Genomic DNA, 26,027 nt, shown 5'->3' on the forward strand with positions numbered 1-26,027 from the left:
CGTCCCGGCCCGAGTACGGGCTCAGCGGCCGAGGGCCGCGTCCGCGATGACGTCGACCGCGGGCGCGAGCTCGGCGAAGGCGCGCGCGTAGAGGCGCTCGTCGCCGCCCCAGGGGTCCACGACGTCGTCGTCGGCGGGTGCGGCCGGCGGGCGGCGGCGCGCCGCGGCGAGCGGGACGATCGCCGCGAGCCGCTCGGCCGGGGTGCCGTCGGGCAGCAGCGCGGGGTCCAGGTCCGCGACGATCCGCGCGAGCTCGCGCAGCGTGAACGTGCGCCGGACCGCGCCGGGGAGGAGCTCGACGACCCGCGTCCGGTGCGCGCGCGTCATCGTGAGGACCAGGTCCGCCGACCCGAGGTCGCGCTCGGCCACCTGACGCGCCGCGAAGCCGTCCGTCTGGACGCCCAGCCGCGTCAGGTGCGGTGTCATGCCGGGCGCGATCGCGGACCCGACGACGGCCCCGACCCCGGCGCTGGCGACCTGCACGCCCGAGGACCCGGCGCCGAGGCGGTGCGCGAGGAGGCGCTCGACCGCGGGGGAGCGGCAGATGTTCCCCGTGCACACCGCGAGGACGCGGAAGGTCCCGTCCGCCATGAGCGCCTGCCTCTCCCTCCGCCGGACGTCTAGCCTCGACCCGTGACACCGCGAACCGACGACGCAGCGACGACCCGCCCGGCACGCAGGCGGGCGGGGACGAGGCTATCCGCGGTCCGCTGGGGCGTCGCGCTGGTCGCGGCCGCGACCGCGCTCGCCGGGTGCACGTCGCCGCGGGCGCCCGAGCCGGCGCCGACGACGAGCCCGGCGCCGACGCGCACCGCGACCCCCACCCCGACGCCGACCCCCACCCCGACGCCGGAGGCGGTGGACCCGTTCGGCGAGGGCCCCGTCGACATCCTGCTCGTCGGGACGGACTCGCGGGACCCGGCCGACCTCACGGGCAACGCCGACACGATCATGCTCGTGCACCTGCCCGCCGACCGCGCCTCCGTGACGCTCGTGTCCTTGACGCGCGACATGTGGGTGCCCATCCCGGGCGTCGGGGAGGGGAAGATCAACTCGGCGTTCTCGCGCGGCGGGACCGAGACGCTCGCCGCGACGGTGTCGCAGCTGCTCGGTGGCGTCGAGATCGACGTGACGGTCCAGACCAACTTCGCGGGCTTCATCGCGCTCACGCGTGCGCTCGACGGGTTCGAGGTCGAGAACCGCCACGCGAGCACCGTCACGGTGAACAGCACCGGCCGGGTCGTCGAGTTCCCGCAGGGCCGCATCCGGCTCGAGAACACCGACGGCCTCATCTACGTGCGGCAGCGCAAGGGACTGCCCCTGGGGGACCTCGACCGCGCCGAGCGTCAGCGCGCCGCGCTCGTCGGGATCATGGAGCGCGTCAAGCAGCGCGCGCAGGAGCCGCAGGGCTTCGTCGAGCTCGTCACGATGCTGCACCGCAACGTGAAGATCACCGGCGACGTCTCGCTCGAGGACATGCTCGCGCTCGCGCCGATGGTGGGCGCGCTCGACGCGGCGGACGTCGTGAGCCTCCAGGTGCCCATCACGGGCTTCGGGAACATCGGCGGCGCGTCGGTCAACCTCGTCGACGGGCCGCGCACCGCCGAGCTGGGCGCGGCGCTGCGGGACGACGACGTGGCGCGCTACGTCGCGGCGTACGGGACCGACTACACGCCCTGACGGGCGGAGACCCGCCCCGGCCGACGGGACTCGGGGTCTCACCCGGGACCTCCCTCGCCGGGTCGACCCGGCGGCCTGGTTACCCTGGTCCGCGTGTCAGAGCACGGGCAGGGGCGAGCGGACGACCTCCTCGCAGGGGTCGGGACGGACGGCCGACGGGACGGGTCGGACATCTCGGGCACCCTGCGCCGCGTGCGTGGTCGGAGCAGCGGGCGCGGTCGACGCGTCCTCGTCGTGGTTGCGATCGTGGTGGCCCTGCTGGGGGTCGGCGGCGTCGCCGCGGTCCAGGTGCTCCAGTCCCGGCTCGACAGCAACGTCGAGCGCCTCGGCGACCCGTTCGCGGGGCTCGAGGGCAGGCCCACGCCCGAGGTGGCCGAGGCGGAGCCGAGCGAGGGGCCGATGAACATCCTCGTGCTCGGCTCGGACAGCCGGATCTCCGCCGGCGACCCGTCGCAGTGGGAGGCCGGGGCGCAGCGCACCGACGCGATCATGCTCGTGCACCTGCCTGCCGACCACGACGGCGCGTACGTCATGTCGATCCCGCGCGACTCGTGGGTCGACATCCCGGGGCACGGACAGGCGAAGATCAACGCTGCGTTCTCCTACGGCGGCCCCTCGCTGATGATCCAGACCGTCGAGCAGCTCACGGGCGTGCGGATCGACCACGTCGCCGTCACCGACTTCGAGTCGTTCGAGCGCATCACCGACGTGCTCGGCGGCGTGCGCATGACGCTCGCCGAGGACCTCGTGCACAACGGCGAGGTGCTCGTGCCCGCCGGCGAGCAGCGGCTCCTCACGGGCGAGCAGGCGCTCACCTACGTCCGCCAGCGCAAGAACCTGGCGCGCGGCGACTTCGACCGCGTCCAGCGGCAGCAGGCGTGGGTCCGCGCGATCTTCGCCCGCATGCGCAACGAGCAGACCCTCCAGAACCCCGCCGAGTCCTACCCGTTCCTCGACGCCGTCACGCAGTCGGTCGCGCTCGACGACGGCTTCACGACCGCCGTGCGCAACGACGTCCTCGCGCGCGTCCGCGACCTCGGCTCGACCGACATCGGGTTCTTCACCGTGCCGATCCAGGGCACCGGCACGAGCGACGACGGGCAGAGCATCGTCGTCCTCGCGCAGCCCGCCTTCGACGAGCTCATGGCGGCGGTCGCCGCCGACACGGTCGACGAGTACCTCGCGGCCAACCCCGACGTCGTCGACACGCTGCCCGCGGTCGCGCCGTGAGCCGACCCTCGCGTGCGGGCCGCCTCACGGTGGCCGACGTGCGTCGTGCCGCGTGGCACCTGCGCACGGGTGGTGTGAGCCAGCTGCGCACGTGGCGTCGTCGTCGGCGCGCGGTCCCGCACACGGGAGCGCTCCACGCCCGGACCGGCCGCGACGGGCGCCTCACGTTCGAGCCGACCGTCCCGCTCACGCGGGAGCCGGCTCGGCCCGGCCTGCGCGTCGCCGTCGTCCTCGACGACTTCTCGCGTCTCGCGCTGCGGTTCGAGTGGGACCAGCGCGAGGTGCTCCCGTCGTCGTGGCGTGCGTCGTTCGAGGAGCGCGCGCCCGACCTGCTGTTCGTCGAGTCGGCGTGGGCGGGCAACGGCGGCGCGTGGCGCTACCACCTCACGGGTCCGACGGCGCCGCGGCCCGCGCTCGTCGAGATGGTGCAGTGGTGCCGCGACCACGGCGTGCCGACGGTGTTCTGGAACAAGGAGGACCCCGCGCACTTCGCGGACTTCCTGCCGACGGCGCGCCTGTTCGACCACGTCCTGACGACCGACGTGACGCGCGTCCCCGCGTACGTCGAGGAGCTCGGCCACGACCGGGTCGGCGTCATGGCGTTCGCCGCGCAGCCGGCGCTGCACAACCCCGTGCGGCCCGGTGCGGGCCACGCCGAGCGCGACATCGCCTTCGCGGGCATGTGGTTCGCGCACCGCCACGAGGACCGCCGCCGCCAGCTCGTGACGCTCCTCGACGGCGCGATCCGGGCGGGCGCCCGCACCGAGCACGGGCTCGAGATCTTCTCGCGGCAGCTCGGCGGCGACGAGCGGTACCAGTTCCCTGCGCCGTACGACGCGCACGTCGTCGGCTCGCTCGACTACCCGCGCATGCTGACCGCCTACAAGGCGTACAAGGTCTTCCTCAACGTCAACACCGTCGTCGGCTCTCCGACGATGTGCGCGCGGCGGATCGTCGAGATCACCGCGTCCGGCACGCCCGTCGTGAGCACGCCGAGCCCCGCGATCGACGTCGTCTTCCCCGACGGCGAGGTGCCCCAGGTCGACAGCGCCGACGACGCCGAGCACACGCTGCGGGCCCTCGTTCGCAGCCCCGAGCTGCGCGACCGCCTCGTGCACCGCGCGCAGCGCCGCATCTGGGACGCGCACACGTACGGCCACCGCGTCGACGACGTGCTCGACCGGGTCGGGCTCGACGCGCCGCGCACGAGCCGTCGCCCGTCGGTCTCGGCGCTCGTCCCCACCAACCGGCCGCACCAGCTCGACCACGTCCTGGCGGCCGTCGGCGCGCAGGAGGGGCTCGACGTCGAGCTCGTGCTGCTCGCGCACGGCTTCGACGTCGACGAGGCGGACGTGCGGGCCCGGGCGCGGGACGCGGGCGTCGGGTCGCTCACGCTCCTGCGGGGTGACGCCACGCTGACCCTCGGGGAGTGCCTCAACCTGCTCGTCGGGGCGGCCGGGGGCGACGTCCTCGCGAAGATGGACGACGACGACGTCTACGGACCGCTCTACCTGTCCGACCAGGTGCACGCGCTCGCGTACAGCGGCGCCGACGTGGTCGGCAAGCAGGCGCACTACATGCACCTCGTCGAGCGTGACACCCTGCTCCTGCGCTTCGCGGAGAAGGAGCACCGGTTCACGGACCTCGTCATGGGGCCGACGATCGTGGCGCGCCGGGACGTCCTGCGGGACGTGCCGTTCGCCGCCGTCGGGCTGGGGGAGGACACGCAGCTCCTGCGGGACGTGGTCGACCGCGGCGGCCGGGTGTACTCGGCCGACCGCTTCAACTTCGTCCAGGTGCGGCGCTCCGGCACGGCGCACACGTGGACGCCGTCGGACGCGGAGCTGCTCGCGACGGGTCAGGTAACGATGTTCGGTGACGGCACAAGGCACGTCATCTTCTAGCTAGGGGAGAGCACCAGCATGGACGACACGACGACGATCGCCGTCATCGGTCTCGGGTACATCGGCCTGCCCACGGCCGCGGTCCTCGCGACCCACGGCGCGCAGGTCATCGGGGTCGACGTCAACACCGCGACGGTCGAGGCGGTCAACCGTGGAGAGGTCCCGTTCGTCGAGCCCGACCTCTCGGTGGCCGTTTCCGGCGCCGTGACGCAGGGCCGCCTCAAGGCGACCACGGAGACGCCGCCCGCCGACGTCTTCATCGTCGCCGTGCCGACGCCGTTCGCGGAGGACTACAGCGCGGACCTGTCTTACATCGACGCCGCCGCGGACGGCATCGCGCCGCAGCTCCAGGGCGGCGAGCTCATCATCCTCGAGTCGACGTCGCCCCCTGGAGCGACGCAGCACATGGCGGACCGGATCCTGGCCGCGCGCCCCGACCTGCGCGTCGGGGGTGAGGCCGGCCGCAACCAGATCCACGTCGCGCACTGCCCCGAGCGCGTCCTCCCGGGCCGCGTCATGATCGAGCTCGTCACCAACGACCGCATCGTCGGGGGCCTCACCAAGGAGGCGGCGCAGCGCGCCAAGGCGGTCTACGAGACGTTCTGCCAGGGGGACATCCTCGTCACGGACGCCGTCACGGCCGAGATGGCGAAGCTCGTCGAGAACTCGTTCCGCGACGTCAACATCGCGTTCGCGAACGAGCTGTCCGTCATCTGCGGCAAGCTCGGCGTCGACGTGTGGGAGCTGATCGAGCTGGCCAACCGCCACCCCCGCGTCAACATCCTGCAGCCCGGCCCCGGCGTCGGCGGCCACTGCATCGCCGTCGACCCGTGGTTCATCGTGTCCTCCGCACCCGAGGAGGCGCGCCTCATCCGCACCGCGCGCGAGGTCAACGACGCGAAGCCGGGGCTCGTCATCGAGCGCGTTCTCGAGAAGGCGGCTCGGTTCCGGTCGCCGCGCATCGCGACCCTCGGGCTCGCCTTCAAGCCCGACATCGACGACCTGCGCGAGTCGCCCGCGCTGCGCATCGTCGAGCGGCTCGCCAAGGAGCTCCCGGACGTGCGCATCGACGCGGTGGAACCGCACGTCGAGGAGCTGCCCCGGTCGCTCGCCGACGTCCCGAACGTCACGCTGCGTGACCTCGACAGCGCGGTGAAGGACGCGGACATCGTCGTGCTGCTCGTCGACCACACGGTGTTCAAGAACGCCGACCGCCGCAAGCTCCGGCTGCGCGAGAAGGTCGTCATCGACACGCGGGGCGTCTGGCGCGGGTGACGGCGGGCGCCGAGGCGCTGACGACAGACCGGACCCGGACACCGACGAGAGACGCGAGCGATGTTCCCCGACGAGAAGCGTGATCCCGACCTCCTGGAGCGGGCACGCGTGGCGCCCATCGTTGCCGACCCGGAGCGTCTGCGTGAGGAGTACCTCAGGCTGGCCGCACAGGAGCGCGATCTGCACGAGCGGGTCAGGCTCCTCGAGGCCGAGACCTCGGCGCTGCGGGGCGCGTCACACCGCGCGAAGGTCGAGCTCAAGGACGTGCGGCGCCGCCTGAGAGAAGCGCATGCGTCGTTGAACGCCTACCGGGCGGAGAACCGGCGTCTCAAGGCGGATCTCCAGCGGGTCCGGGCGTCGACGAGCATGCGGGTCGGTCGGGCCGTGGTGAAGCCCGGCGTGATCCTGAGGCGATCGGTCGGGCGGTTGAGCGCGTCGCTGCGACCCACGTCGCCGACACCGCCGGGGCCTTTCGACGTGCCGGCGTCGACGACCGGTGCGCCGACCTCCGGGACGGCCCGCACGGCAGCGACGCCGGCACCCCCAGCGGTGCGGCCGCGGAGCGAGCTCTCGGGCGAGGAGCTGGTGTCGCGGTTCGTCGAGGGTGGCGCGCCCGACGACCTGCACGCCGCGCTCTCCCGGCTCTGGTACCAGGAGGGTCACATCCGCAGGCCTGCCGGGCTCGTCGCGGAGCACGCCGACGTGATCGCGGCGCTCGACCCCGAGGCGGGCCTTCTCGCGCGACAGATCGCCGCAGCCGGGCGCGTCCTCGAGCGGGGCTGGGCCGTGCCGCCTCGGTCGACGGGACCGGTCTACCTGCCCGAGCGCGGGCGCGTCATGTACTGCGTGCACTCCACGCCCGTCTTCGACTCGAACGGGTACTCGATCCGGACCGGCGGCATAGCCGGCGGCTTGCGCCGGAACGGGGTGGACGTCGTCGCCGTGGCCCGGGCCGGCTACCCCTGGGACGGCCCGACCGGGTCCGGCGTGCCGCGCAAGCGCACGGTGCGCCGGCTCGACGGCGTGGACTACGTGCACAACCCGGCGCGCGGCCTCGGCGCGTCGAGCCTTGAGGAGTTCCTCGACGAGGCGGCCGACACGGTCGTCCGTGAGGCGCGCCTCCTGCGGCCGGCGACGATCCATGCCGCGTCCGACGCCCAGACGGCGCTTCCCGCCCTCGTCGCCGCGCGGCGGCTCGGCGTCCCGTTCGTCTACGAGGTCCGGGGGCTGTGGGAGGTCACGGCAGCCTCCACACGGCCGGGGTGGGAGACGAGCGAGCGGTACGCGCTGCAGGTGGCTCTCGAGACGTTGGTGGCCACGGAGGCGGACGCCGTGCTGGCAATCACGTCGCAGGTGGCGGACGTCCTCGTCGGGCGGGGGGTGGACCGCGAGCGCATCCGGGTCGTCCCGAACGCCGTGGACCCGGAGCTGGTCCTCCCGTTGCCACGGGACGCGAGTTTGCGGGCGGCCGCAGCCGTGCGTCCCGACGTCCCGTGCATCGGCTTCGCGGGCAGCATCGTGGCCTACGAAGGGCTCGACGTCCTCGTCGACGCGATGAGGATCCTGCTGGACCGCGGGCACGACGCCCAGGTCGTGATCGCGGGCTCGGGAGCGGCTGAGGCGGACCTGCGGGCCCGTGTCGCCGAGCTCGACCTCGGTGAGTCGGTGCACCTGCTCGGTCGCATCCCGCACGACGACGTGGCGCGCCTCGTGAGCATGTTCGACGTGATGGTCTGCCCGCGGCCGTCATTGCCGATCACCGAGCTCGTCTCGCCGCTCAAGCCGCTCGAGTCCTTCGCCGCCCAGAAGGCGGTCGTCCTCTCGGATGTGGCTCCGCACATCGATCTCGCTGGGCCGGCGCAGGAGCGTGCACTGCTCGCACGAGCCGGAGACCCGGTCTCTCTCGCGGACCGGCTCGAGGAGCTCATCCTCGACGAGGACCGGCGGCGCGAGCTGGGCCGCCGCGCCAGGCTGTGGGTCGGCGACGAGCGGACATGGCGGATCGTCTGCCGAGGGGTTGTCGAGGCGTACGCGGAGGCGCAGACGCGTTCACGGGCGCTCGGCCGAGGACGCCCGCTCGCCGGGCTTCGTATCGGGGTCATCGCCGACGAGTTCACCACCCGCACGCTCGAGGGATCGGTCGACGTCGTGCCGATCGACCGCGAACGGTGGCCCGGTCAGGTCGACGGGCTCGATCTGCTCCTCGTCGAGTCGGCGTGGAAGGGCAACTGCGGTCAGTGGCACCGCGGCGTCGGCTACTACTCGGACGAGGACCACGCCGATCTCGCGGCTCTCATCGCCGCCTGCCGCGAGGCAGCGGTGCCCGTGGTCTTCTGGAACAAGGAGGATCCCGTCCACACGCAGCGGTTCCGGAAGACCGCTGCGATGTGTGACGCGGTCTTCACGGTGGATGCGTCCCTGGTGCCGCAGTACCGGGAGTGGGCAGCCGAGGGACCAAACCGTGCGGTGGCCGCACTGCCGTTCTTCGCGCAGCCGCTGATCCACAACCCCCTGCCGTCCGACCGGCCCTACGAGCCGACGGCGGCGTACGCCGGCACGTACTACGGGGAGCGCTACCCCGACCGGACGCAGGCGCTGTCGGAGCTCCTCGAGGGTGCCCGCTCCGTCGGGCTCGCGATCTATGACCGCCAGCTCAACGAACCGGACTCCCCGTACTCGTTCCCGGCCACGCTGCAGCCGTTCGTCCGCGGTGGGCTGCCGTACGCCGAGGTTCTCGAGACGTACCGGTCCCATCTGGCGCACCTCAACGTCAACAGTGTGACGGAGTCACCGACGATGTTCTCCCGCCGTGTCGTGGAGATCGCCGCGAGCGGGGGCGTCGTCCTGTCCGGGCCGGCGCGTGGGATCGAGGAGTGCCTCGGTGATGCGATCCCTCTCGCAGCCGACAGGGACGACGCAGCGGCGTGGCTGCGCTGGTGGGCCGAGGACGGTCGAGCCCGGCTCGAGGAGGCGTGGCGGCAGATGCGGGCGGTGCACCGCGCCCACACGGCGTCCGCGGCCATGGTGCTCCTTGCACGGACCGCGGGTATCGCGACTGCCGCGGAACCGTTCCCGTCCTACGGGCTCGTGACGGAGGCGCTGACCCAGACGGGCGTTGACGCCGCACTCCGCCAGTCGTGCCTGCCGGCCCTGATCCAGGTGACGGGAGCGCCGCCTCCGAGGGCGTTGGCGACCGCCCTCCGGGACGCCGGCATCGAGGTCCTGGAAGCGGGTGAGAGCCCGACCGGGCGGGTGCCGTGGTTGGGTCTGCTCGACGACCGTGCGGGCCGCACGTACTACGAGGACCTGCTGCTGTGCACGCGGTTCGGAGCGTGGAACCGGCTCGAACCGACCGAGCCGACACCCGATGGCAGCCCCGGTGCGCTGGTCAGCCTCGTCGTGGGCGCTCCACGGTCGTCCGCCGGGCTGGTGCGCGCCGATCTCCTCCCGGCGCACGGGGGTCTCCAGGCCGCGCTCCTCGCGGAGCAGCACGGCGCTCTCTCGGTGGTCTTCCCGACGGCGCGACCGCCTGCCACCGGTCCGGCTGGATCATCGCTCGCGGTCCGCGAACGTCCCGGGGTGCTGCTGGTCGCAGGGCACGACCTGAAGTTCCTGGAACCCGCCTTCCCCACCATCGAGGCGGCCGGGACGAAGATCCTCGTCGACGCGTGGAGCTCGCACACCGACCATGAGGAGGAGGTGTCGACCGAGCTCCTCAGCACCGCTGACGCGGTGCTGTGCGAGTGGGGTCTGGGCAACGCCGTCTGGTACTCGAACCACGTCCGGCCGGACCAGAGACTCGTCGTCCGGGTCCACTCGCAAGAGCTGAGGACGCCCCACCTGCGGCGCATGAGCCACGCGAACGTCGACGCGTACGTCTTCGTCTCGGAGCTGGTGCGCCGTGCGGCAATCGTCAGCCACGGCATCCCGCAGGACAAGACAGTCGTCGTCCCGAACATGGTCGACGTGGACGGCCTCGCGCTGCCGAAACTCGCGGAGGCTGCGAAGACGATCGGGTTCGTCGGGATGGTGCCGCAGACGAAGAGGCTGGACCTGGCGCTGGACGTCCTGGAGGCGGTCCTGCGTGAGGACCCAGGGTACCGGCTGAACGTCCGTGGCCGCAGGCCGGAGGAGTATCCCTGGATGCTCGCCCGACCGACGGAGATGGCGTTCTACGACGAGCAGTTCCGGCGCATCGACGCCCTGCAGGAGGTTCATCCCGGCTCGGTGGTCCTCACACCGCAGGGCGACGACATGGCCGAGTGGTACCGCGGGGTCGGGTCGGTCATCTCGGTCAGCGACTTCGAGTCCTTCCACCTCACCATCGCGGAGGGGGTGGCGTCGGGCGCCCGGCCCGCAGTGCTCGTGTGGCCCGGGGCGGATCTCGTCTACCCGCGTCGATGGCTTGCTTCGTCGGTGGGGGAGATGGCCCAGCTGATCCTGCGTGGAGACGGCGGGGCGCAGCCGAGCGACGTCAGCCGGATGGCTCGGGACCTGGTCGCCACGCACCTGCTCGACCTCGTCTCACGGCCTCGGGGCTGACCAGGGCCCGCACGGCGGGCCCGGTCCGAGGTCGCTTCCCTCAAGACGGGGCGCGACCGGCCGATCCTTCCTCGGTCCGGCCCGTGCGGTGGACGGGGCGTGCCCTGGCGCGGTCCGTTACACCGGCCATCGAACGTCGTAAGGGTTCTCACATGCTCCGACCCCGGTTCCGTGTCGTGGCTGCTGCCGTCGCGCTCTCGGTCGTCGTCACAGCCGCTCCCGAGGTCGTGGGTTCCCGACCCGCACCCGCGCAGGCGCTCCAGACGATCTCCGCGTGGGACGCGATAGGGGACTTCGAGGCCCCAGGGCTCGTCCCGCCGGGGTGGAAGGCATCTGCACCCAGCCCTAACGTGGTCGGGGCGACGTCAGCGCGGGCCATCTCGGGGGTGCGCTCCATGCTGATCCGCGACTCGAGCCCCACGGCACCGGCGTCGGTGACCCGGAAGAAGATCATCGTCGTACCGGGGCGCGAGTACGTCGCACAGGCCTACGTCTTCACCACCTCCGGCACACAGACGCTGACGCTCGACTTCTACGACGCCTACGGGACCCGGATCCAGCGCCACCACGAGCGCACCCCCGGCGCACACCGGACGTGGTCACGGATGACCACCCGCGGGACCGCACCGGCCAACGCCGCGTCCGCCACCATCGTGATGTCGTCCGCGTCGACCTCCCGGAGCGAGGCGTGGTGGGACGGGGTCCAGGCCATCGGGCCGATGGTCACGAACTCCGGGTTCGAGACGCAGCCCACGTCGACCAGCCCCGTTCCCGGGTGGTCGTTCTACACGGGGCCCGGGACGTCCATCGAGACGACCACCGCCTACGCGAGGCTCGGCCGGCGCTCCGTCTCCATCGACGACCGGTCGACGACGGGTGGGGCGTGGCTCCGCTCGCGGGCGGTTCCCGCCTTCCCAGGGGTCGGGCACGACGTACGCTTCTGGGTCCGCCCGGGTAGGGGGACCTTCAAGCTCGCAGTCAAGTGGTACACGGCTTCCGGGGTTCTCATCTCGGCGACGACGGAGCCCGTCTCCTACCCCTCAGGTGGATGGAGGCTGGTGAACCGCACCATGATCTCGCCGCCCACGGCAGCGAAGGCCGTGATGGAGCTCAGCAGCAGCAACGCCGCCGTCGCCAGCGCGGCCTTCGACGTCGTCTCGATCCGCCCCTCCGTCGGCGCGCCCGCGCGGACCTCGACGACTGTGTCGATGGGTGAGCCGCTCGAGTTCAGCAACACGGCCGCCGTCGAGGCCACGGTGATCGGTGGACGACCCAAGCTCTACACGGTCGTCTCCGGCTATCCCGCTGCGTTCGAGGTGCTGGACGTCCAGACGAACACGGTCGAGACCACGATCCCCTTCTCCGATCCGAACATCTCCCAGACCGGGACGATGGTGACGGGTGCCGATGGCCGCGTCTACGTCGGCACCCAGGGTGGGCGTCTGTGGCGCTGGACCCCGGGCAGCACGTCGCTCGAGGACCTCGGCCGGGTGACGCCGAGCGCCACCATGGTGTGGGACCTGGAGGTCGCCCCCGACGGGCGCATCTGGGGGGGCACGTATCCCGACGGCGTCCTGTTCGCGTTCGACCCGACGACGGACGCAGTCGTCGCTCGTACGGTGGTCAGCGCCAACCACTCGTCGGTGCGGTCGGTCGCGGTGGATGCCGAGAACGTGTACGTGGGGGTGTCCCCGACCAGCCCGACGTTCTTCCGGGTTCCTCTCTCCGATCTCTCGAAGCGGCACGAGATCCCCCCGCCGGTGCAGCTCACGAGCGGGAACCTGTCCGAGCTCGAGGTGAGCGGGTCGTTCCTCGCTCTGCTCGTACCGGGAGGCACCACCGTCACGGGGCAGACCGTGTCCAGCAGCCGATACCTGTACGACCTTCGCACTGGCTCGTTCGACGTGGCCGCGAACGTCCCGGGTCAGCTGCCCTCGCAGCCTGACGCTGCCGGGAACTTCTACTACATCCTGTCCAGCTTGCTGTACCGGGTGGACTCGACGACGGGTGAGCGCACGCAGGCCGCGTACACGAAGATGCCGGCCGGCCGTGACCGCCGGGTCGTCCAGGGCTCGCTCGACGGGGAGGACGGCGAGTGGCTGCTGGCGTACGACCCGAACGCAGGCCTGACTGCCATCAACCTTGCGAGCTACCGGGAGATCGCGTACCCGGTCGACTTCGCGCCGACCGCGAGCCGCATGAAGTCAATGGCGCCCGGCCCGGACGGGAAGCTGTATGTGGGCGGGTACGGCGGTGCGAGCCTGTCCGTCGTGGACCCGTCGACGGGAGAGGCGACCCAGTACCCCGAGGACCCGACGGCGAAGGGAGCGATCGGCGAGGTCGAGGGCATGATCGCGAACGGGCAGTACATGTTCCTCGGGACGTACACGGGCGGGAAGATCTTCCGCTACGACACCACGCAGCCGTGGGTGGACGGCAGCAACCCCGCGCCGATCGCCGAGCTCGCGGGTATCGGTCAGGACCGCCCGCAGGCCTGGGCGGTCTTGGGCGCGCGCACGTTCTTCGGCACGGTCCCGCGGTACGGTGAGCTCGGCGGCGACCTCGGGATCATCGACTCCCTGACCGCCACGCCCCGGATCGTCAACGAGCCGGTCGCTGACCAGAGCGTCGTCTCCCTTGCCGCGTACCGCGGGATCGTGTTCGGCGGGACGTCGCGCTGGGGCGGGCTCGGGATCGACCCGACGACCCCCACGGCCAGGGTGTTCGCGTACGACCTCGCCAGCGGGCGCAAGCTGTGGGAGGTCGCTCCCGCCGCGGACGTCCAGAGCTACGGCGCCGTCCTCGTCACGCCGCGCGGCGAGTTGTGGGCCGCTGCCGGTCCCGTGCTCTACCAGCTGAACCGGGGGACCGGGGCCGTCATCCGGAGGATCGAGCTGAGCTCACTGGCCCAACCCTCCGAGGTCACGTGGCGCAACGTGGACATGGAGTACGTCGACGGCTTGATCCACCTGTCGGCCGGACCGGAGATCTATGCGTTCGACCCCGCGACACTTCGTGTGACCAAGCCAGCCGGGACTACCACCACGCACCGCCTGCTTGGGGAGATCGGCTCTGCCACGTTCTACCCGGACGGGACCCGGTTGATGCGGATCACCCGTCAGTGACGTGGAACCAGGTCTGGTCGGCTGCGTTCGTGAGCTCCGACGGCCCCCGGTGTATCTGACCTGTCCGGTTCGCGTCGCCGGCGTGTGCTCGGCCTGGTGACGCGGATCGGCGTACCGGCCGCTGCAGCCTGCTCGGTTAAGGTTGGAGGTCCGGCTCGCGAGTGAAGTGGCCGGGAACGTCGAACGCGGGGTAACCGCGGGGGGCCGCCACGCGCGTGCGGGCCCGGAGGGGATGAGCGTGACGCGAGGCGACCGGGGACGACGGACGTCAGCGGAGCAGGGACGCGACAGGGGCAGCGCGCCGGACCCGACGTCCGCCGCTCGCGTCGACGAGCGGGTCCTGCCGGACGACGCCGTGACGATCTCAGTCGACGGCGCTCGGTACGTGATGGTCCTTCCTGCGAAGGAGACCGACCACATCCAGCGCACGATCGCGACGACAGGCAGCCCGTACGAGCACACGATGCTCGCGGACATGGCCACGCGCCTGACGGCTGGTGATGTCGTCGTGGACGTCGGCGCGAACATCGGCAACCACTCGATGTATCTGGCGGCCGTGGTCGGTTGCGTGGTGGAGGCGTTCGAGCCCGACGCTGCCCTCACGTCCGCGCTCAAGAAGTCCGTGCAGCTCAGCGACCTCGCCGGGAGCGTTCGGGTGCACACGGTCGCACTCGGGTCCGCCGCCGGCCGCGGGACGATCGTGACGCCCGACCCCGCGAACATCGGCGGCCAGCACGTCGATGTCGGTTCCGGAGACGTCGAGGTCGTCAGGCTGGATGACGCGGATGTCGCGCGTCCAGTCCGTGCGGTGAAGATCGACGTCGAGGGCATGGAGCTCGAGGTCCTGCGTGGTGCTGCTGCGACGATCGAGGCGGACCGCCCGCTCGTCTACGTCGAGTGTGCCGGAGAGGCGGGTTTCGGCGAGCTCGCTGAGTGGCTAGACGCGCGGGGCTACGTCTACTGGGACACGTTCAACGCGACGCCCACGCACGTGTTCCTGCCCAGCGAGCGGACGACGCCGGAGCACGTGTCGCGTCGTCTGCTCCTGAAGTCGGCACGCGACGCGTTCCGCGCGACCGAGGCGATCAACGCGCTACGGGCGCGGCTCGGTGACGCGAACCTCAAGTACAGGGCGGCGACGCAGGCTCACGAGCGCCTGCGTGAGGACAGGGACGCCCTGCGGCTCCGCGAGGCGGAGCTCCGCGCCGTCGTCGAGTCACTTGAGGAGAGGATCGACGCGCTCGGCGAGGAGCTGCGCAAGGCGCAGGACGACGCAGGCGCGCTCGAGCGGCGCAGGATCGCTGCGGAGGAGCGTCTCGACGCTGCACTCGCCGCAGGTTCGGCGACCCAGGCCGATCTCACGGCCGCGCGAGAGCAGATCGTCGCGCTCGCGTCGCGCGCGGAAGTGGCAGAGGTTACGAGCGCCGCGCGCGAGGCCGAGATCCATGATGCGAAGAGGGAGGTCGAGCGTCAGCGCCGCCGACACACGTCGCTGCAGTCGAAGGTCTCCGAGGCTCGCCTGCAGCTTCGAGCGGAGACGGCACGCGTCATGGAGCTGCGCGAGGCAGTTGCCGCTGCCGAGCGTGAGCTCGACGCGGAGCGGCGGGTTGCCAGCGAAGCGGCTGGTGAGGCCCGCGCGCTCCGACACGCCGTCGAGAGCGCGCACGCGCAGGTGGCCGGCGCGGCCGAGCGATTGGCAGTGGAGGAGCTCGAGGCCAGGACGCACGCAAGCAGTGCACGGTCGGCCTGGGCCGAGGCGGGCGAGCTCGCCTCGGCCCTGACGACGCACCGCGCCGCTGCGGACGCTCGCGAGGCCGAGCTCGTAGCGCGCCTCCAGGAACTGGAGCGTGACGTCGCCGACGCAGGCTCCCGTGAACGTCGGCTCGAGGCGGAGGTGCTCGAGGCGCGTATTGCTGTGGAGACGGCCAAGCGCCACGAGGATGCGGCGCGCGCAGAGGTCAGGAGGATCCGTCAGAGCGTCACGTTCCGGGCGGGACGAGAACTTCGTCGGGCCCGCACCTCGCCCGCGGCGGCGCTTGCGCTGCCCACGACGCTCCGACGCCTGGCGCGCGAGGCCGAGGTGTCCGAGGTCACCTCCGCGGGGACACCCGCCGAGCTCCAAGCCGGCGCCGCGCTGGCCGATCCCTCCGCGCACGACGCGCGCGGCGTGCTAGCCACTGACGCCCATGCGTCCGATGGCCGCGGCGGGGCGGACGTCACTTCAAGCACGTTGACGGCCGACGGCCGTCATAGCGCAGAACTGGCCGCCTCAGCCACCGGACCGGCGGCTGAGGACCCGCCAACGGTGCGTCGTGGCCTCCGCGTCGCCGCGATCGTCGACGAGTTCACGGGCCTCTCGCTCGAGCCGGAGTGCGACCTCGTGCACCTCACGCCGGACGACTGGAGGACGCGGCTCGAGGAGCAGCGGCCGGATCTGCTCTTCGTCGAGTCCGCGTGGCGGGGGAAGGATGGGTCGTGGCACAACACTGTCGGCCAGTTCCCGTCAGCGCTGCGGGACATCGTGGAGTGGTGTTCCGCACGCGGCGTGCCGACCGCGTTCTGGAACAAGGAGGACCCGGTCCACTTCTCGACGTTTCTCACGACGGCGCGTGCTTTCGACCACGTCTTCACCACAGACCTCGACTGCATCGGGCGGTACAAGGCGGCCCTGGGTCACGACAGGGTGCATCTGCTGCCGTTCGCGGCCCAGCCTCGGACCCACAACCCGCTCGAGGAGATGCCGCGCCAGGATGCGATCTCCTTCGCGGGGTCGTACTACCGGCGGTACCCGGAGCGGACGCGGGATCTGGACAGCTTCCTCGAGCACCTCCCGGGCTTCCGTCCAGTCGAGATCTTCGACCGGAACTTCGGCAGCGACGATCCGAACTACTCCTTCCCCGAGGCCTACCAGCGGTACGTCGTCGGCACGCTGCCGCCTGAGGAGATCGCTCGGGCGTACAAGGGCTACCGCTATGCGATCAACCTCAACTCGGTGAAGCAGTCGCAGACGATGTTCGCGCGGCGGGTGTTCGAGCTGCTGGCGAGCAACACCGTCACCGTGAGCAACTTCTCCCGCGGGCTGCGGCTGCTCTTCGGCGACCTGGTCGTGACGACGGACAGCGGCCGGGAGGCGGTGCGGCGCCTCTCGGAGATCGCGGAGAGCCCTGAGCGGCTGGACCGGCTACGGCTCCTCGCGCTGCGGTCGGTCATGTCCCAGCACACGTACGCCGACCGGCTGGCGTATGTCGCCGCCAAGCTCAAGGCGACACCCGTGCCTGGCGCACTGCCCGTCGTCACGTTCGTCGGGCACGCTCGGACCCAGGACGAGGTCGACGCACTGGTCACGGCTGCCCAGAGGCAGGAGGGCCTACGGCACCGCATCGTGCTCGTAGTGGACGCAGGGCTCGAGCGCCCTGTTATCCCGGGCGCGACGGTCGTCCGGGCGGATGCGGCGCACGACGTCGTCGTCGGGGACATCGCAGACGATGGCCTGGTGGGAGTTCTACACCCTGACGACTACTACGGCCCGCACTACGCGTTCGACCTCGTGCTCGCGACGCGATACTGCGACGCTGATGTGCTCGGCAAGCGCACCCGGTACGCCGCGTGCGACGCGGAAGGCGATGCCGCCGCGGATCAAGTGATGTTGCTCGATGTCGGTGCGGAGTACCGACGCGTGGGTCGGTTGCCTCTGCGCGCGTCTCTCGTCCGCGTGACGGCACTGAGCTCCATGACGCTCGGCGCGCTCTGCGAGGCCGCGGACCGCGACGACGTCCACGCCGCAGGACTGGACCAGGTCTCCCTCGACCGTTTCTCCTACTGCCGTGGTGGCGCGTCGTCGGGAACGGTGCGGGAGGCTGAAGCCGACGACGGCACCTGCTGGACGGGCCTGCCGCTCGGCGAACTCAATACCTACGCAGAAGCGGCTCCCCCGGTGCCTATGCCGGGGGAGGGGCTGCCATCGCTCGACGCTGACCGGCTCGCTGAGCTCTTTCACGCGTCGCAGCGCCCCGCGCTTCGGCCGGAACGCACCACCGAGGGCTGGGCGTTGCGTTCCGAGCTGGAGGACGGTCAGCACGACTACATCTATAGCCAAGACCTGGTGCCGGTCGGGGACCTGTGGCCGGGGCCGGACGCCGAGGCGTACCTCGACACCACACCAGGGCTGCGGGTCCAGGTGGTGTTCCTCTTCTTCGACGCGGACAGCCAGCGGCTGGGGACCTTCTTCGCGGTGTCGCAGCAGAACGCGTCGGCTGCAGTGCCCGAGGGTACCGTGGCCGTGAAGATCGGCTTCCGCGCACTCGGACCGGGCACGACGACTGTGCGCCAGCTCGTGCTCGGGCGTGTGAGCACTGAGGCAAACCAGATCGCTGCGACGAGCCGCGACCTCGTCCTGACCAACCACTACCCCTCTTACGACAACCTGTACCGGAACGGTTTCGTGCACTCGCGGGTGCGCGCGTACAGGGAGCGGGGGGTGAAAACCTCGGTCTTCCGCTTGCGTCCAGGGGCTGTGCTGACCTACAGCGAGTTCGAGGGGGTCGACGTCGCTTCTGGAAGCCAGGACGCACTGCGCAAGGTGCTGAGCGGCGCGGCACACCGGTCAGTGATGGTGCACTTCCTCGAACCAGCGATGTGGGAGGTTCTCGCGGAGGTGGACCCGGCAGTGCGGGTGGTCGTGTGGATCCACGGCGCCGAGGTGCAACCTTGGTGGCGACGTTCGTACAACTACACGGACGATGCAGAGCTCGAGGTGGCCAAGGTCGCATCGGATGCGCGGCTGCGGTTCTGGCGTGAGGTCTTCATGACCGCCCCGCCGAACGTGCATTTCGTCTTCGTCTCCCGGTACTTCGCGGACGAGGTCATGGACGACGTAGGCATCCAACTCGACCGCGACCGGTACAGCATCATTCACAACCCGATCGACATCGACATCTTCACCTACGTCCCGAAGCCGCGGGAGCAGCGTATGCGAATCTTGTCGATCCGGCCGTTCGCATCGGCGAAGTACGCCAACGACCTCACCGTGAAGGCTGTCCAGGAGCTGCGGGGCGAAGACTGGTTCCAGGAGCTCGAGTTCCGGATAATCGGAGACGGGGCACTGTTTGACGAAACGCTGGCTCCGGTGGCGGACCTTCCGAACGTCTGCATCGAACGCCGTTTCTTGACCCAGTCCGAGATCGCCGACCTGCACAAGGAATACGGTGTCTTCATCGTGCCGACGCGCATGGACGCTCAGGGCGTCTCGCGCGACGAGGCGATGGCCTCGGGACTCGTCCCGATCACGAACGCGGTGGCGGCGATCCCAGAGTTTGTCGACGAGCAGTGCGGTTTCTTGGCCGAGGCCGACGACCATCGTGGCCTCGCATCAGCGATACGGACCCTGCGCTCGGATCCGGCCGCGTTCGACCGGCTGTCGCGTAACGCGGCCGACAGGGTCCGGAGGCAGTCATCGACCGGTCTGGTGATTGAGCGGGAGCTTTCGCTCATCTTGGAGGAAGGCTCGGTTTCGGACGGATGAGAGTTGGCATCATCGGCAGCTGCGTCACGCGCGACGCGTTCGAGCTCCCGCGTCGCGAGGGGATCGTTCTCGACGCATATTTTGCGCGCAGCTCACTCGCCAGCGCCTGCACGGACCGGCGTTTTGGCGGGGTGGACACGAGCGTCATAGAATCGGCGTTCCAGCGACGAATCGTCGGCTTCGACCTCGACAAGGCGTTCCTGGACTATCTCGAGGCCGATGGTTTCGATGTCCTCGTCTACGATCCCATTGACGAGAGATTCGACCTCATGCTCCAGAACGGCGCCGTCGCCACGCGGTCGAACGAATTCATGCGTGCGAGTTTCGACGACGACGCCATCGCACGCGTGCCGTCGTCGACCGCTGAGTTCGTGGCGCTCTGGGAGCGCGGATGGTCCCGACTCCTCAAGGTTCTGGATGCGCACGGCAAGCGCGGCGCCCTTCGTGTCAACGAGGTCTACTGGGCCACCACCGCGCGCGGCGACGTGGACCTCGCCAAGACGGCGCCCCGAGAGCGTACGCGTGCCGCAAACGAGTTCCTGGCTCGGCTCTACCAGCGGATGCGGGCGGACCTTGACCCGCACCAGTTCTATACGTACGCCGAAGACGTGCTGGTTGCCGCGGACGAGCACAGGTGGGGAATCAGCCCGTTCCACTACGTGCCTGAGTTCTACCAGGCATTCGTCCGGCGGCTCGAAGGTGAGGGGCCGTTCCGGCACGGAGCGCGACGTAACTCGCCATGGGTCGGTGTGTCGGACGAACCGCACGATCGCGAGGTCGATCTGCTACGGGGCGCTGACGATGTGCAGTGCGACGATCGGGTGTACAACTACAAGGGGCGACACATCGTGCACTCCGTGCACCCCCGCCCCAGTTCCCGTCGGCTCATCATCGTGTTCTCCGGGGTGGACGCGACACCCGGGACGACTCGGATGTCGTATTTCGGGATGGGCAGGTCGCTCGATGCGACCGTGGTGCACATCAAGGACGGGTTCGGGAGCCACGGCAGCTACCTCCTCGCCGTGGCCAACGACCGGCAGGTGCGCAACGCCGTGCTCTCGTTGATCCGCGAGCTGCAGGGTGAATTCGATGTGCCTACCGAGAGGACCTTCATGATAGGCACATCGAAGGGAGGAGCGACAGCCATCGCATACGCGTTGATGCTGGGTGGTGGTCATGTCTTGGCGGGCGAGCCGCAGGTCATGATCGGCGACTTCGTCTTCGGTGACGCGGTTGGCACGGAGGGCCTGACCGAGTGGCAGCGATCGCTGGCGTACGCGATGCTCGGACGTGTCGATGCAGACGACCGCGACGTCCTCAACAGCATGATCCCGGAGGTCGTCGAGCGATACGGCCCCCGTTTCCGAGGCAGCATCGAGGTGCTCGTCGGCAACACGGGGTACCTCGAGCGGCACATCGGGCCCCTCGTCGACGGGCTGGGGTCTTGTGGGCGAGCCGACCAGATCAGCCTGACGCGCTTCGGCTTCACTGAGCACAACGACGTCGTCCCAGTGTTTGTGGCGCGAGCTCAGGCGTTCTTTGGGAGCCCGCCGGGGCCGAAGTCCTAGTGCAGTTGCTCTGAAGCCGAACGCAGAGACCAGTCAGCAGTCGCTGGCGTCCACGAAAATGACACGGTCGTCGTGTCGACAAATTCGCGGAAGCTTGTGCCGGTGACGCTGCTCGTGATCGGGTCACCGCTCCATCCGTGTGCGAGAACCGGTTCTGTCGGAAGGTGCAGTTCCAGTCGGGCAGGCGTCGCGCCGTGCGACAGGAACACGGATCGGCCCTCCACGCGGGCGATGACTCCGTCACCGAGGTGGAACCTGACTGTAGCGGTGTGAGCGCTCGGGCCGATGATCTCGTCCCTCACGGTCATCGAAAGTCGGTGTGTGGTGCCGCGCACTGTCCGACGTATGAGATGGCCCTCGAACGCCTTGTGCTCGCCTGTGATCTCGTACCCGTCGTCGGACGGCCCTCCAGCGAGTTGGGCGAGCCCGGGCTCGATCGAGTATTCGCATCCCTCAAGGAATGGCGCACTGTGGGCGGCGGGACCTCGGAGGTAGGCCGGGATCGCATCGTCGTAGTCGTGCGAGAAGAACGACGGGTCGATAAGCCATTCGACACCTGCGTAGAACAAGGTCAACGATAGGTTGTCGGCGTGCTTGTGCGTCCGTGAGAGCGACGTGGCGAAGAAGCAGATCGTGAAGGGGTGCCCCGCGTCACGGCCGTCGATCACCCCGTACCCCGCGGTGGGGAGCACGGTTACGCCGGTGTTTGCCTGAGGGTAGCTCTTGACGGGCCGCGCGCTGGGGTTGGGGCGTCGGAATGTGTCTCCTGTCGACGGCGCTCGGGTGTCGGCGTACACCAGCCGTCGCGACCAAGCCCTAAGTCCGGTCGCTGTCGCGCGCAGCGACGGGTCGTCGGTGATGACTGCGAGGAGCTCGGCCGCGAGCTCCACGAGGATCTGGATGCCATGGTGGTAGCCGACCGAGTTCTCGACGAAGACGGCGAACTCGCCCTCAGCGCAGACGAGACGCGAGATCTGGTCGGTGAGGCGGACGTGGGCGGTGGTCAGCCAACGGGGTGCGGCGGCCGAGTCGACCAAGGCGCCGGCGGCGAGCAGCGCCAAGTCCTGGAACCATGCATGGTTGTGGAACCTCTCGCGCTGGTTAGCGGCATAGAACGCCTCGCTCTCCAAGAGGAAAGCGTGCGCGACGATCGCCTCGTCGAGTTGGTCCCTGGTCCGTCGATCGGAGTTGGTCGGGTCCAGCCCGCTCCGAGTCAGGAGCAGTGTGATGAGACGCTCGGCCGTGCCATGGTCGTACCAGGCGTAGCGGGTATCCGGATCCACGCCGTAGTAGCTACGCGTCAACCATTCCATCACGATCCGGTTGGCTGCTGACCGGGCGCTGGCGTCGGAGTGCTTGTCCGCGAAGAGCAGCATGTAAGCGGCGGGGTACAGCGAGTGCCATATGTACCGGTACGTCGACACGGACATGAGGCCGTCCGGCAGCGACGCGGAGGTCGACCACGGTAGGTGGACCCCGGAGAGGACCGGATAGTCACCGTGGGTGAGGAACCGACGGATGTCCGCCTCAAGGGTAGGGTTCTTCTGCCAGAGGTAGGTCGAGAGTGCGTCGAGGACCTCACGGCGGCGAGGGTGGCCAGTCGTCGTCGGTGTAGCTGGCAGGTAGCCGTCACCGGTCCATGCCCCGGCCCACGCCACTTCAGCGACCGCGCCGCCTTCTCCTGGCGTACCGTTGACGTAGATCCGCACGTCATCGGCGGGTCCACTCTCCCAATCTGGCCAGGCGTTCTGAAGCCTTGTGACTAGGTCGTGGTCCGCAGCAGCGATCTCGAACCAGGACGTCTGCAGGATGTGTCGAGCCTTGACATGTCGGAACGTCCCGTCCACCGTCCGTCCCACGGCGACGTAGCGAAGCGAGCTCCATCCCGACAGCCTGAAGCGCGCGCAGACGCCGGCCCCCGTAGCGAGCGGTTCCTTGAGCCGAACCCGTACCTCGTGCACTGTGCCGGACCCATGGAATTCCGCTCGCATCGATTCTGAGCCGCGGACCAGCGTCGCGGACGGCCCCGCTGACCAGTGCCCCCCATCGGTGTCGGACGGATGCGCACAGACTGCGTCGGTGACCCGGCGGCCAGCGATGGCGCGATCGAAGGCTCGCCTCGCTTCCTCTTGAGCGCTCACGAGATGAACTCGTCGCGACGACGCCCTATCCCCAGCAGGTGGGCGATCGCTGCGACCGTTCGCGCGGCCGCCCGCCCGTCCCCGTAGGGGTTCACCGCGTTCGCCATGGCGCTGTAGGCGGCCGCATCCCGCATCAGCCGCGTCACCTCCTCGACGATCCGCTCCTCGTCCGTACCGATGAGCTTGACGGTCCCGGCGTCCACCGCTTCGGGGCGCTCGGTGTTCTCCCTCATCACGAGTACGGGTTTTCCGAGGCTGGGAGCCTCCTCCTGAACACCGCCAGAGTCCGTGAGAACGACGGTCGAAACTGACAGCATCCTCGTGAATTGCCCGTACGCGAGCGGCTCGGTGACGAGCACATTGTCGAGCCCTTCAATCTGCGGGAGCACGGCCTCGCGCACGATCGGGTTCCGGTGGATCGGGAGGACCACCGTCAGCTCCGGCTCGTCCTTGGCGATGCGCGCTACCGCACGACCGACGCCGGCCATCGCCTCGCCCCAGTTCTCGCGGCGGTGCGTCGTGACGAGCAGCACGCGGCGCCCCGACGACGCGAGGTCCTCGAGGGCCGGGTCGTCGAACGGGATCTGCTTGTCGACCGTCGAGAGCAGCGAGTCGATCACGGTGTTGCCGGTGACGACGATGTCCTTCTCGGCCGCCCCCTCGCGGAGGAGGTTCGCCTTTGACGTGCTCGTCGGCGCCAGGTGCAGCGCGGCGATCTGCGAGGTGAGCTTGCGGTTCGCCTCCTCGGGGAACGGCGACAGGATGTCGTGCGACCGCAGACCCGCCTCGACGTGGACCACGGGGATCTGGCGGTAGAACGCGGCGAGTGCGGCTGCGGTCGAGGTGGTCGTGTCGCCCTGCACGATCACCGCGTCGGGGCGGACCTGCTCGAGCAGCGGGTCCAGCCCCTCGAGGACCCGTGCCGCGATCTGGGACAGCGTCTGGCCGTGGCGCATGATGTCGAGGTCGTGCTCCGGCTCGATGCCGAAGATCGCGTTGACCTCGTCGAGCATCTCGCGGTGCTGGCCCGTCACGACGGCCATGCTCCGGAGGCGCTCGTCGGCCTCGATCGCCTTGATGACAGGTGCGACCTTGATGGCCTCCGGCCGGGTCCCGTACACGGTCATGATCAGGGGGTTCATCACAGTCCTTTGAAGATGTCGTCGAACGACTCGATGGGAGCGCGGTCGTCCGACCGCAAACCTAGAGGGACGCCACCGCCACGCGGACGTGGGCCGGCGGCGTGGCGAGCGGGGGCGGCGTCTCCGAGCGCGGGGATGAACGCGACCTCGGTCTCGACCCCGGTCACGAACGCGTCCTCGAGGAGGCCCGCGGCCTTCTCCTTCTCGCCCTTGGCGAGATTCCATGCGTACCAGCGGTAGGCCCGGGCGACCTCGTCCGCGGGGCCGTCGGTGACGAGCCGGCCGCGGTGCAGCCAGATGGCCCGCGTGCACTCCTCCTCGACGGTCTGCGCCGCGTGGCTGACGAGGAACACCGTGCCGGCGCCCTGGCGCATCTCCTTCATGCGCTCCATGCTGCGCTCCTTGAACGAGGCGTCACCCGTCGCGAGGGCCTCGTCGATGAGCAGGATGTCCGGACGCACGGCGAGTGCGATCGCGAACCGGAGGCGCGCCGCCATGCCGGAGGAGTACGTCTTCATCGGCAGGTGGATGGACGGGCCGATGTCGGCGAGCTCGACGATCCCGTCGAACTGCTCCTGCGCCTCCTCAGGTGTGAGGCCCATCGCGAGGCAGCCGAGGTGGACGTTCTGCGCGCCGGAGAGCTCGGGCAGCAGGGCGGCGTTGACGCCGAGCAAGACGGGAGTGCTCCGGGCGTGGACCTCGCCGCGCATGGGCTTCTCGAGGCCGGCGATGATGCGCAGCAGCGTGCTCTTGCCCGAGCCGTTGAGGCCGACGATGCCGATGGACTCGCCCGCGTACGCCACGAGCGAGACCCCCGCGACGGCCCGGACCGTCACCGACGGCGGCCTTCCCGTCGCACGTCGGATCAGCCGCTCCCCACGGGGCAGCCGCGCCGCTGCCTCGCCGGACGGCACGTTGTACCGGACGTGGATGTCGGAGACCGCGACGGTCACGTCGTCGATCGTCGGCTCAGAGAGCGCCATAGCGCTCCTCACCGCGCCAGAAGTAGACGAGCCCGCCCACTGCGGCGACCACCGTCCACACCGTGAGGACGGCCCATGAGCCCGCGTCAGGGGTTTCGGCGTACAGCAGGACGTCCCGGCTCATGTCCAGCACCACGTACATCGGGTTCAGCTTGAGGAGCGACGCCCAACCCTCGTGGCTCACGAACTGGTCGATCGAGAAGAAGACTCCTGAGCCGTACAGCCAGAACCGCGTGCCGATCGACAGCACCTGGTTGAGGTCCGGGACACGCGCGACGATGCGCGCCGCCCACAGCGCGATCCCGAAGTTGAATGCCGTCTGCATGAGCAGGATCACCGGGAACAGGGCCCACCGCCAGGTGATCCCTTCCTGGGGCGGCAGCAGGAGGATCAGTGCGACCAGCACGCCGATGACTGGCACCGTCGTCAACGTCTCGCGCACGACGACGGCGATCGGGAGGGACGCCCTGGGAAAGGTGAACGCCTTGACGAGGTTCTTGCCGGCGACCAGTGCGCTGGCGCCCTGGTTCAGGCTCCGGCTCGTGAACGCGAACAGGAACACACCGATGAGCAGGTAGCCGACGAAGTTCTCGATGCCACGGTCGGTCCCGAGGATCATCCCGAAGATCACGTAGTACGCCGCGCCGTCGAGCAGCGGTCGCAGCACCAGCCACGCCATCCCGAGCACCATGCCGCGGGACCCGCTGACCACCCGGCCACGCGCGTCGGCGCGGATGAAGTGGCGCCGGTCCCACAGCTGCGCGAGGTACTCGTCCAGCGCGGGACGCCGGTACACCGGCTGGAGGAGGTCGAGCTTGACCACCTCGCGGACCGTCTCCCGGGCACGCGTCGGCGCCTCGCTCATGCCACGTACCGCAACTCGTCGTCCCCCAGGGCGTCATCCGGAAGGGACCAC

At 70.1% G+C, this 26,027-nt stretch carries 13 protein-coding genes; 8 read left to right on the plus strand and 5 right to left on the minus strand.

The window, feature by feature from the left end; all coding sequences use genetic code 11:
- Positions 1-21 precede the first annotated feature (21 nt).
- Positions 22-591, minus strand: coding sequence for an arsenate reductase/protein-tyrosine-phosphatase family protein (locus tag IEV86_RS12535; RefSeq protein WP_043604735.1), 570 nt, complete (start codon positions 589-591; stop codon positions 22-24).
- Positions 592-633: 42 nt separating this feature from the next.
- Between IEV86_RS12535 and IEV86_RS12540 the strand changes: the two genes are divergently transcribed.
- The 8 genes from IEV86_RS12540 (at position 634) to IEV86_RS12575 (ending at position 20,845) form a co-directional block, all read left to right on the plus strand.
- Positions 634-1,680: an LCP family protein gene (locus IEV86_RS12540; protein WP_161784028.1), complete on the plus strand. Its 1,047-nt coding sequence runs from the start codon at positions 634-636 to the stop codon at positions 1,678-1,680.
- 93 nt (positions 1,681-1,773) lie between these two features.
- Positions 1,774-2,910, plus strand: a complete 1,137-nt coding sequence (locus IEV86_RS12545; RefSeq protein ID WP_229734636.1) for an LCP family protein — start codon at positions 1,774-1,776, stop codon at positions 2,908-2,910.
- Positions 2,907-4,814: a glycosyltransferase family protein gene (locus IEV86_RS12550; RefSeq protein ID WP_229734637.1), complete on the plus strand. Its 1,908-nt coding sequence runs from the start codon at positions 2,907-2,909 to the stop codon at positions 4,812-4,814. Before IEV86_RS12545 ends, IEV86_RS12550 begins: the two co-directional genes overlap by 4 nt.
- 18 nt (positions 4,815-4,832) lie before the next feature.
- Positions 4,833-6,089 (plus strand): UDP-N-acetyl-D-mannosamine dehydrogenase, encoded by a 1,257-nt coding sequence (wecC, locus tag IEV86_RS12555; protein ID WP_043604743.1) that lies wholly within the window; start codon positions 4,833-4,835, stop codon positions 6,087-6,089.
- A gap of 108 nt (positions 6,090-6,197) precedes the next feature.
- Positions 6,198-10,631: a glycosyltransferase gene (locus IEV86_RS12560; protein ID WP_161784029.1), complete on the plus strand. Its 4,434-nt coding sequence runs from the start codon at positions 6,198-6,200 to the stop codon at positions 10,629-10,631.
- Positions 10,632-11,026: 395 nt separating this feature from the next.
- Positions 11,027-13,756, plus strand: coding sequence for a PQQ-binding-like beta-propeller repeat protein (locus IEV86_RS12565; protein WP_161784030.1), 2,730 nt, complete (start codon positions 11,027-11,029; stop codon positions 13,754-13,756).
- 355 nt (positions 13,757-14,111) lie between these two features.
- The gene (locus IEV86_RS12570; RefSeq protein WP_161784031.1) at positions 14,112-19,277 is read left to right on the plus strand and encodes an FkbM family methyltransferase; all 5,166 of its coding nucleotides are present in this window, start codon (positions 14,112-14,114) and stop codon (positions 19,275-19,277) included.
- Positions 19,274-20,845: a DUF6270 domain-containing protein gene (locus IEV86_RS12575; protein ID WP_043604749.1), complete on the plus strand. Its 1,572-nt coding sequence runs from the start codon at positions 19,274-19,276 to the stop codon at positions 20,843-20,845. Before IEV86_RS12570 ends, IEV86_RS12575 begins: the two co-directional genes overlap by 4 nt.
- On the opposite strand, the gene IEV86_RS12580 is transcribed toward IEV86_RS12575, so the two are convergent.
- The 4 genes from IEV86_RS12580 to IEV86_RS12595 form a co-directional block, all read right to left on the minus strand.
- Positions 20,842-22,692 (minus strand): heparinase II/III domain-containing protein, encoded by a 1,851-nt coding sequence (locus IEV86_RS12580; protein WP_052426060.1) that lies wholly within the window; start codon positions 22,690-22,692, stop codon positions 20,842-20,844. The genes IEV86_RS12575 and IEV86_RS12580 overlap by 4 nt on opposite strands.
- Before the next feature lie 290 nt (positions 22,693-22,982).
- A complete protein-coding gene (gene wecB, locus IEV86_RS12585; RefSeq protein ID WP_043604752.1) occupies positions 22,983-24,128 on the minus strand; it encodes a non-hydrolyzing UDP-N-acetylglucosamine 2-epimerase in 1,146 nt (381 codons plus the stop codon).
- The gene (locus tag IEV86_RS12590; RefSeq protein WP_052426061.1) at positions 24,128-25,111 is read right to left on the minus strand and encodes an ABC transporter ATP-binding protein; all 984 of its coding nucleotides are present in this window, start codon (positions 25,109-25,111) and stop codon (positions 24,128-24,130) included. Before IEV86_RS12590 ends, wecB begins: the two co-directional genes overlap by 1 nt.
- Complete coding sequence (locus IEV86_RS12595; protein WP_043604754.1) at positions 25,098-25,976, minus strand: ABC transporter permease; 879 nt, start codon at positions 25,974-25,976, stop codon at positions 25,098-25,100. Before IEV86_RS12595 ends, IEV86_RS12590 begins: the two co-directional genes overlap by 14 nt.
- Positions 25,977-26,027: the final 51 nt, after the last annotated feature.

Source organism: Cellulomonas carbonis, from assembly GCF_014636275.1.
In the GTDB taxonomy this organism is placed as follows: Bacteria; Actinomycetota; Actinomycetes; order Actinomycetales; family Cellulomonadaceae; genus Actinotalea; species Actinotalea carbonis.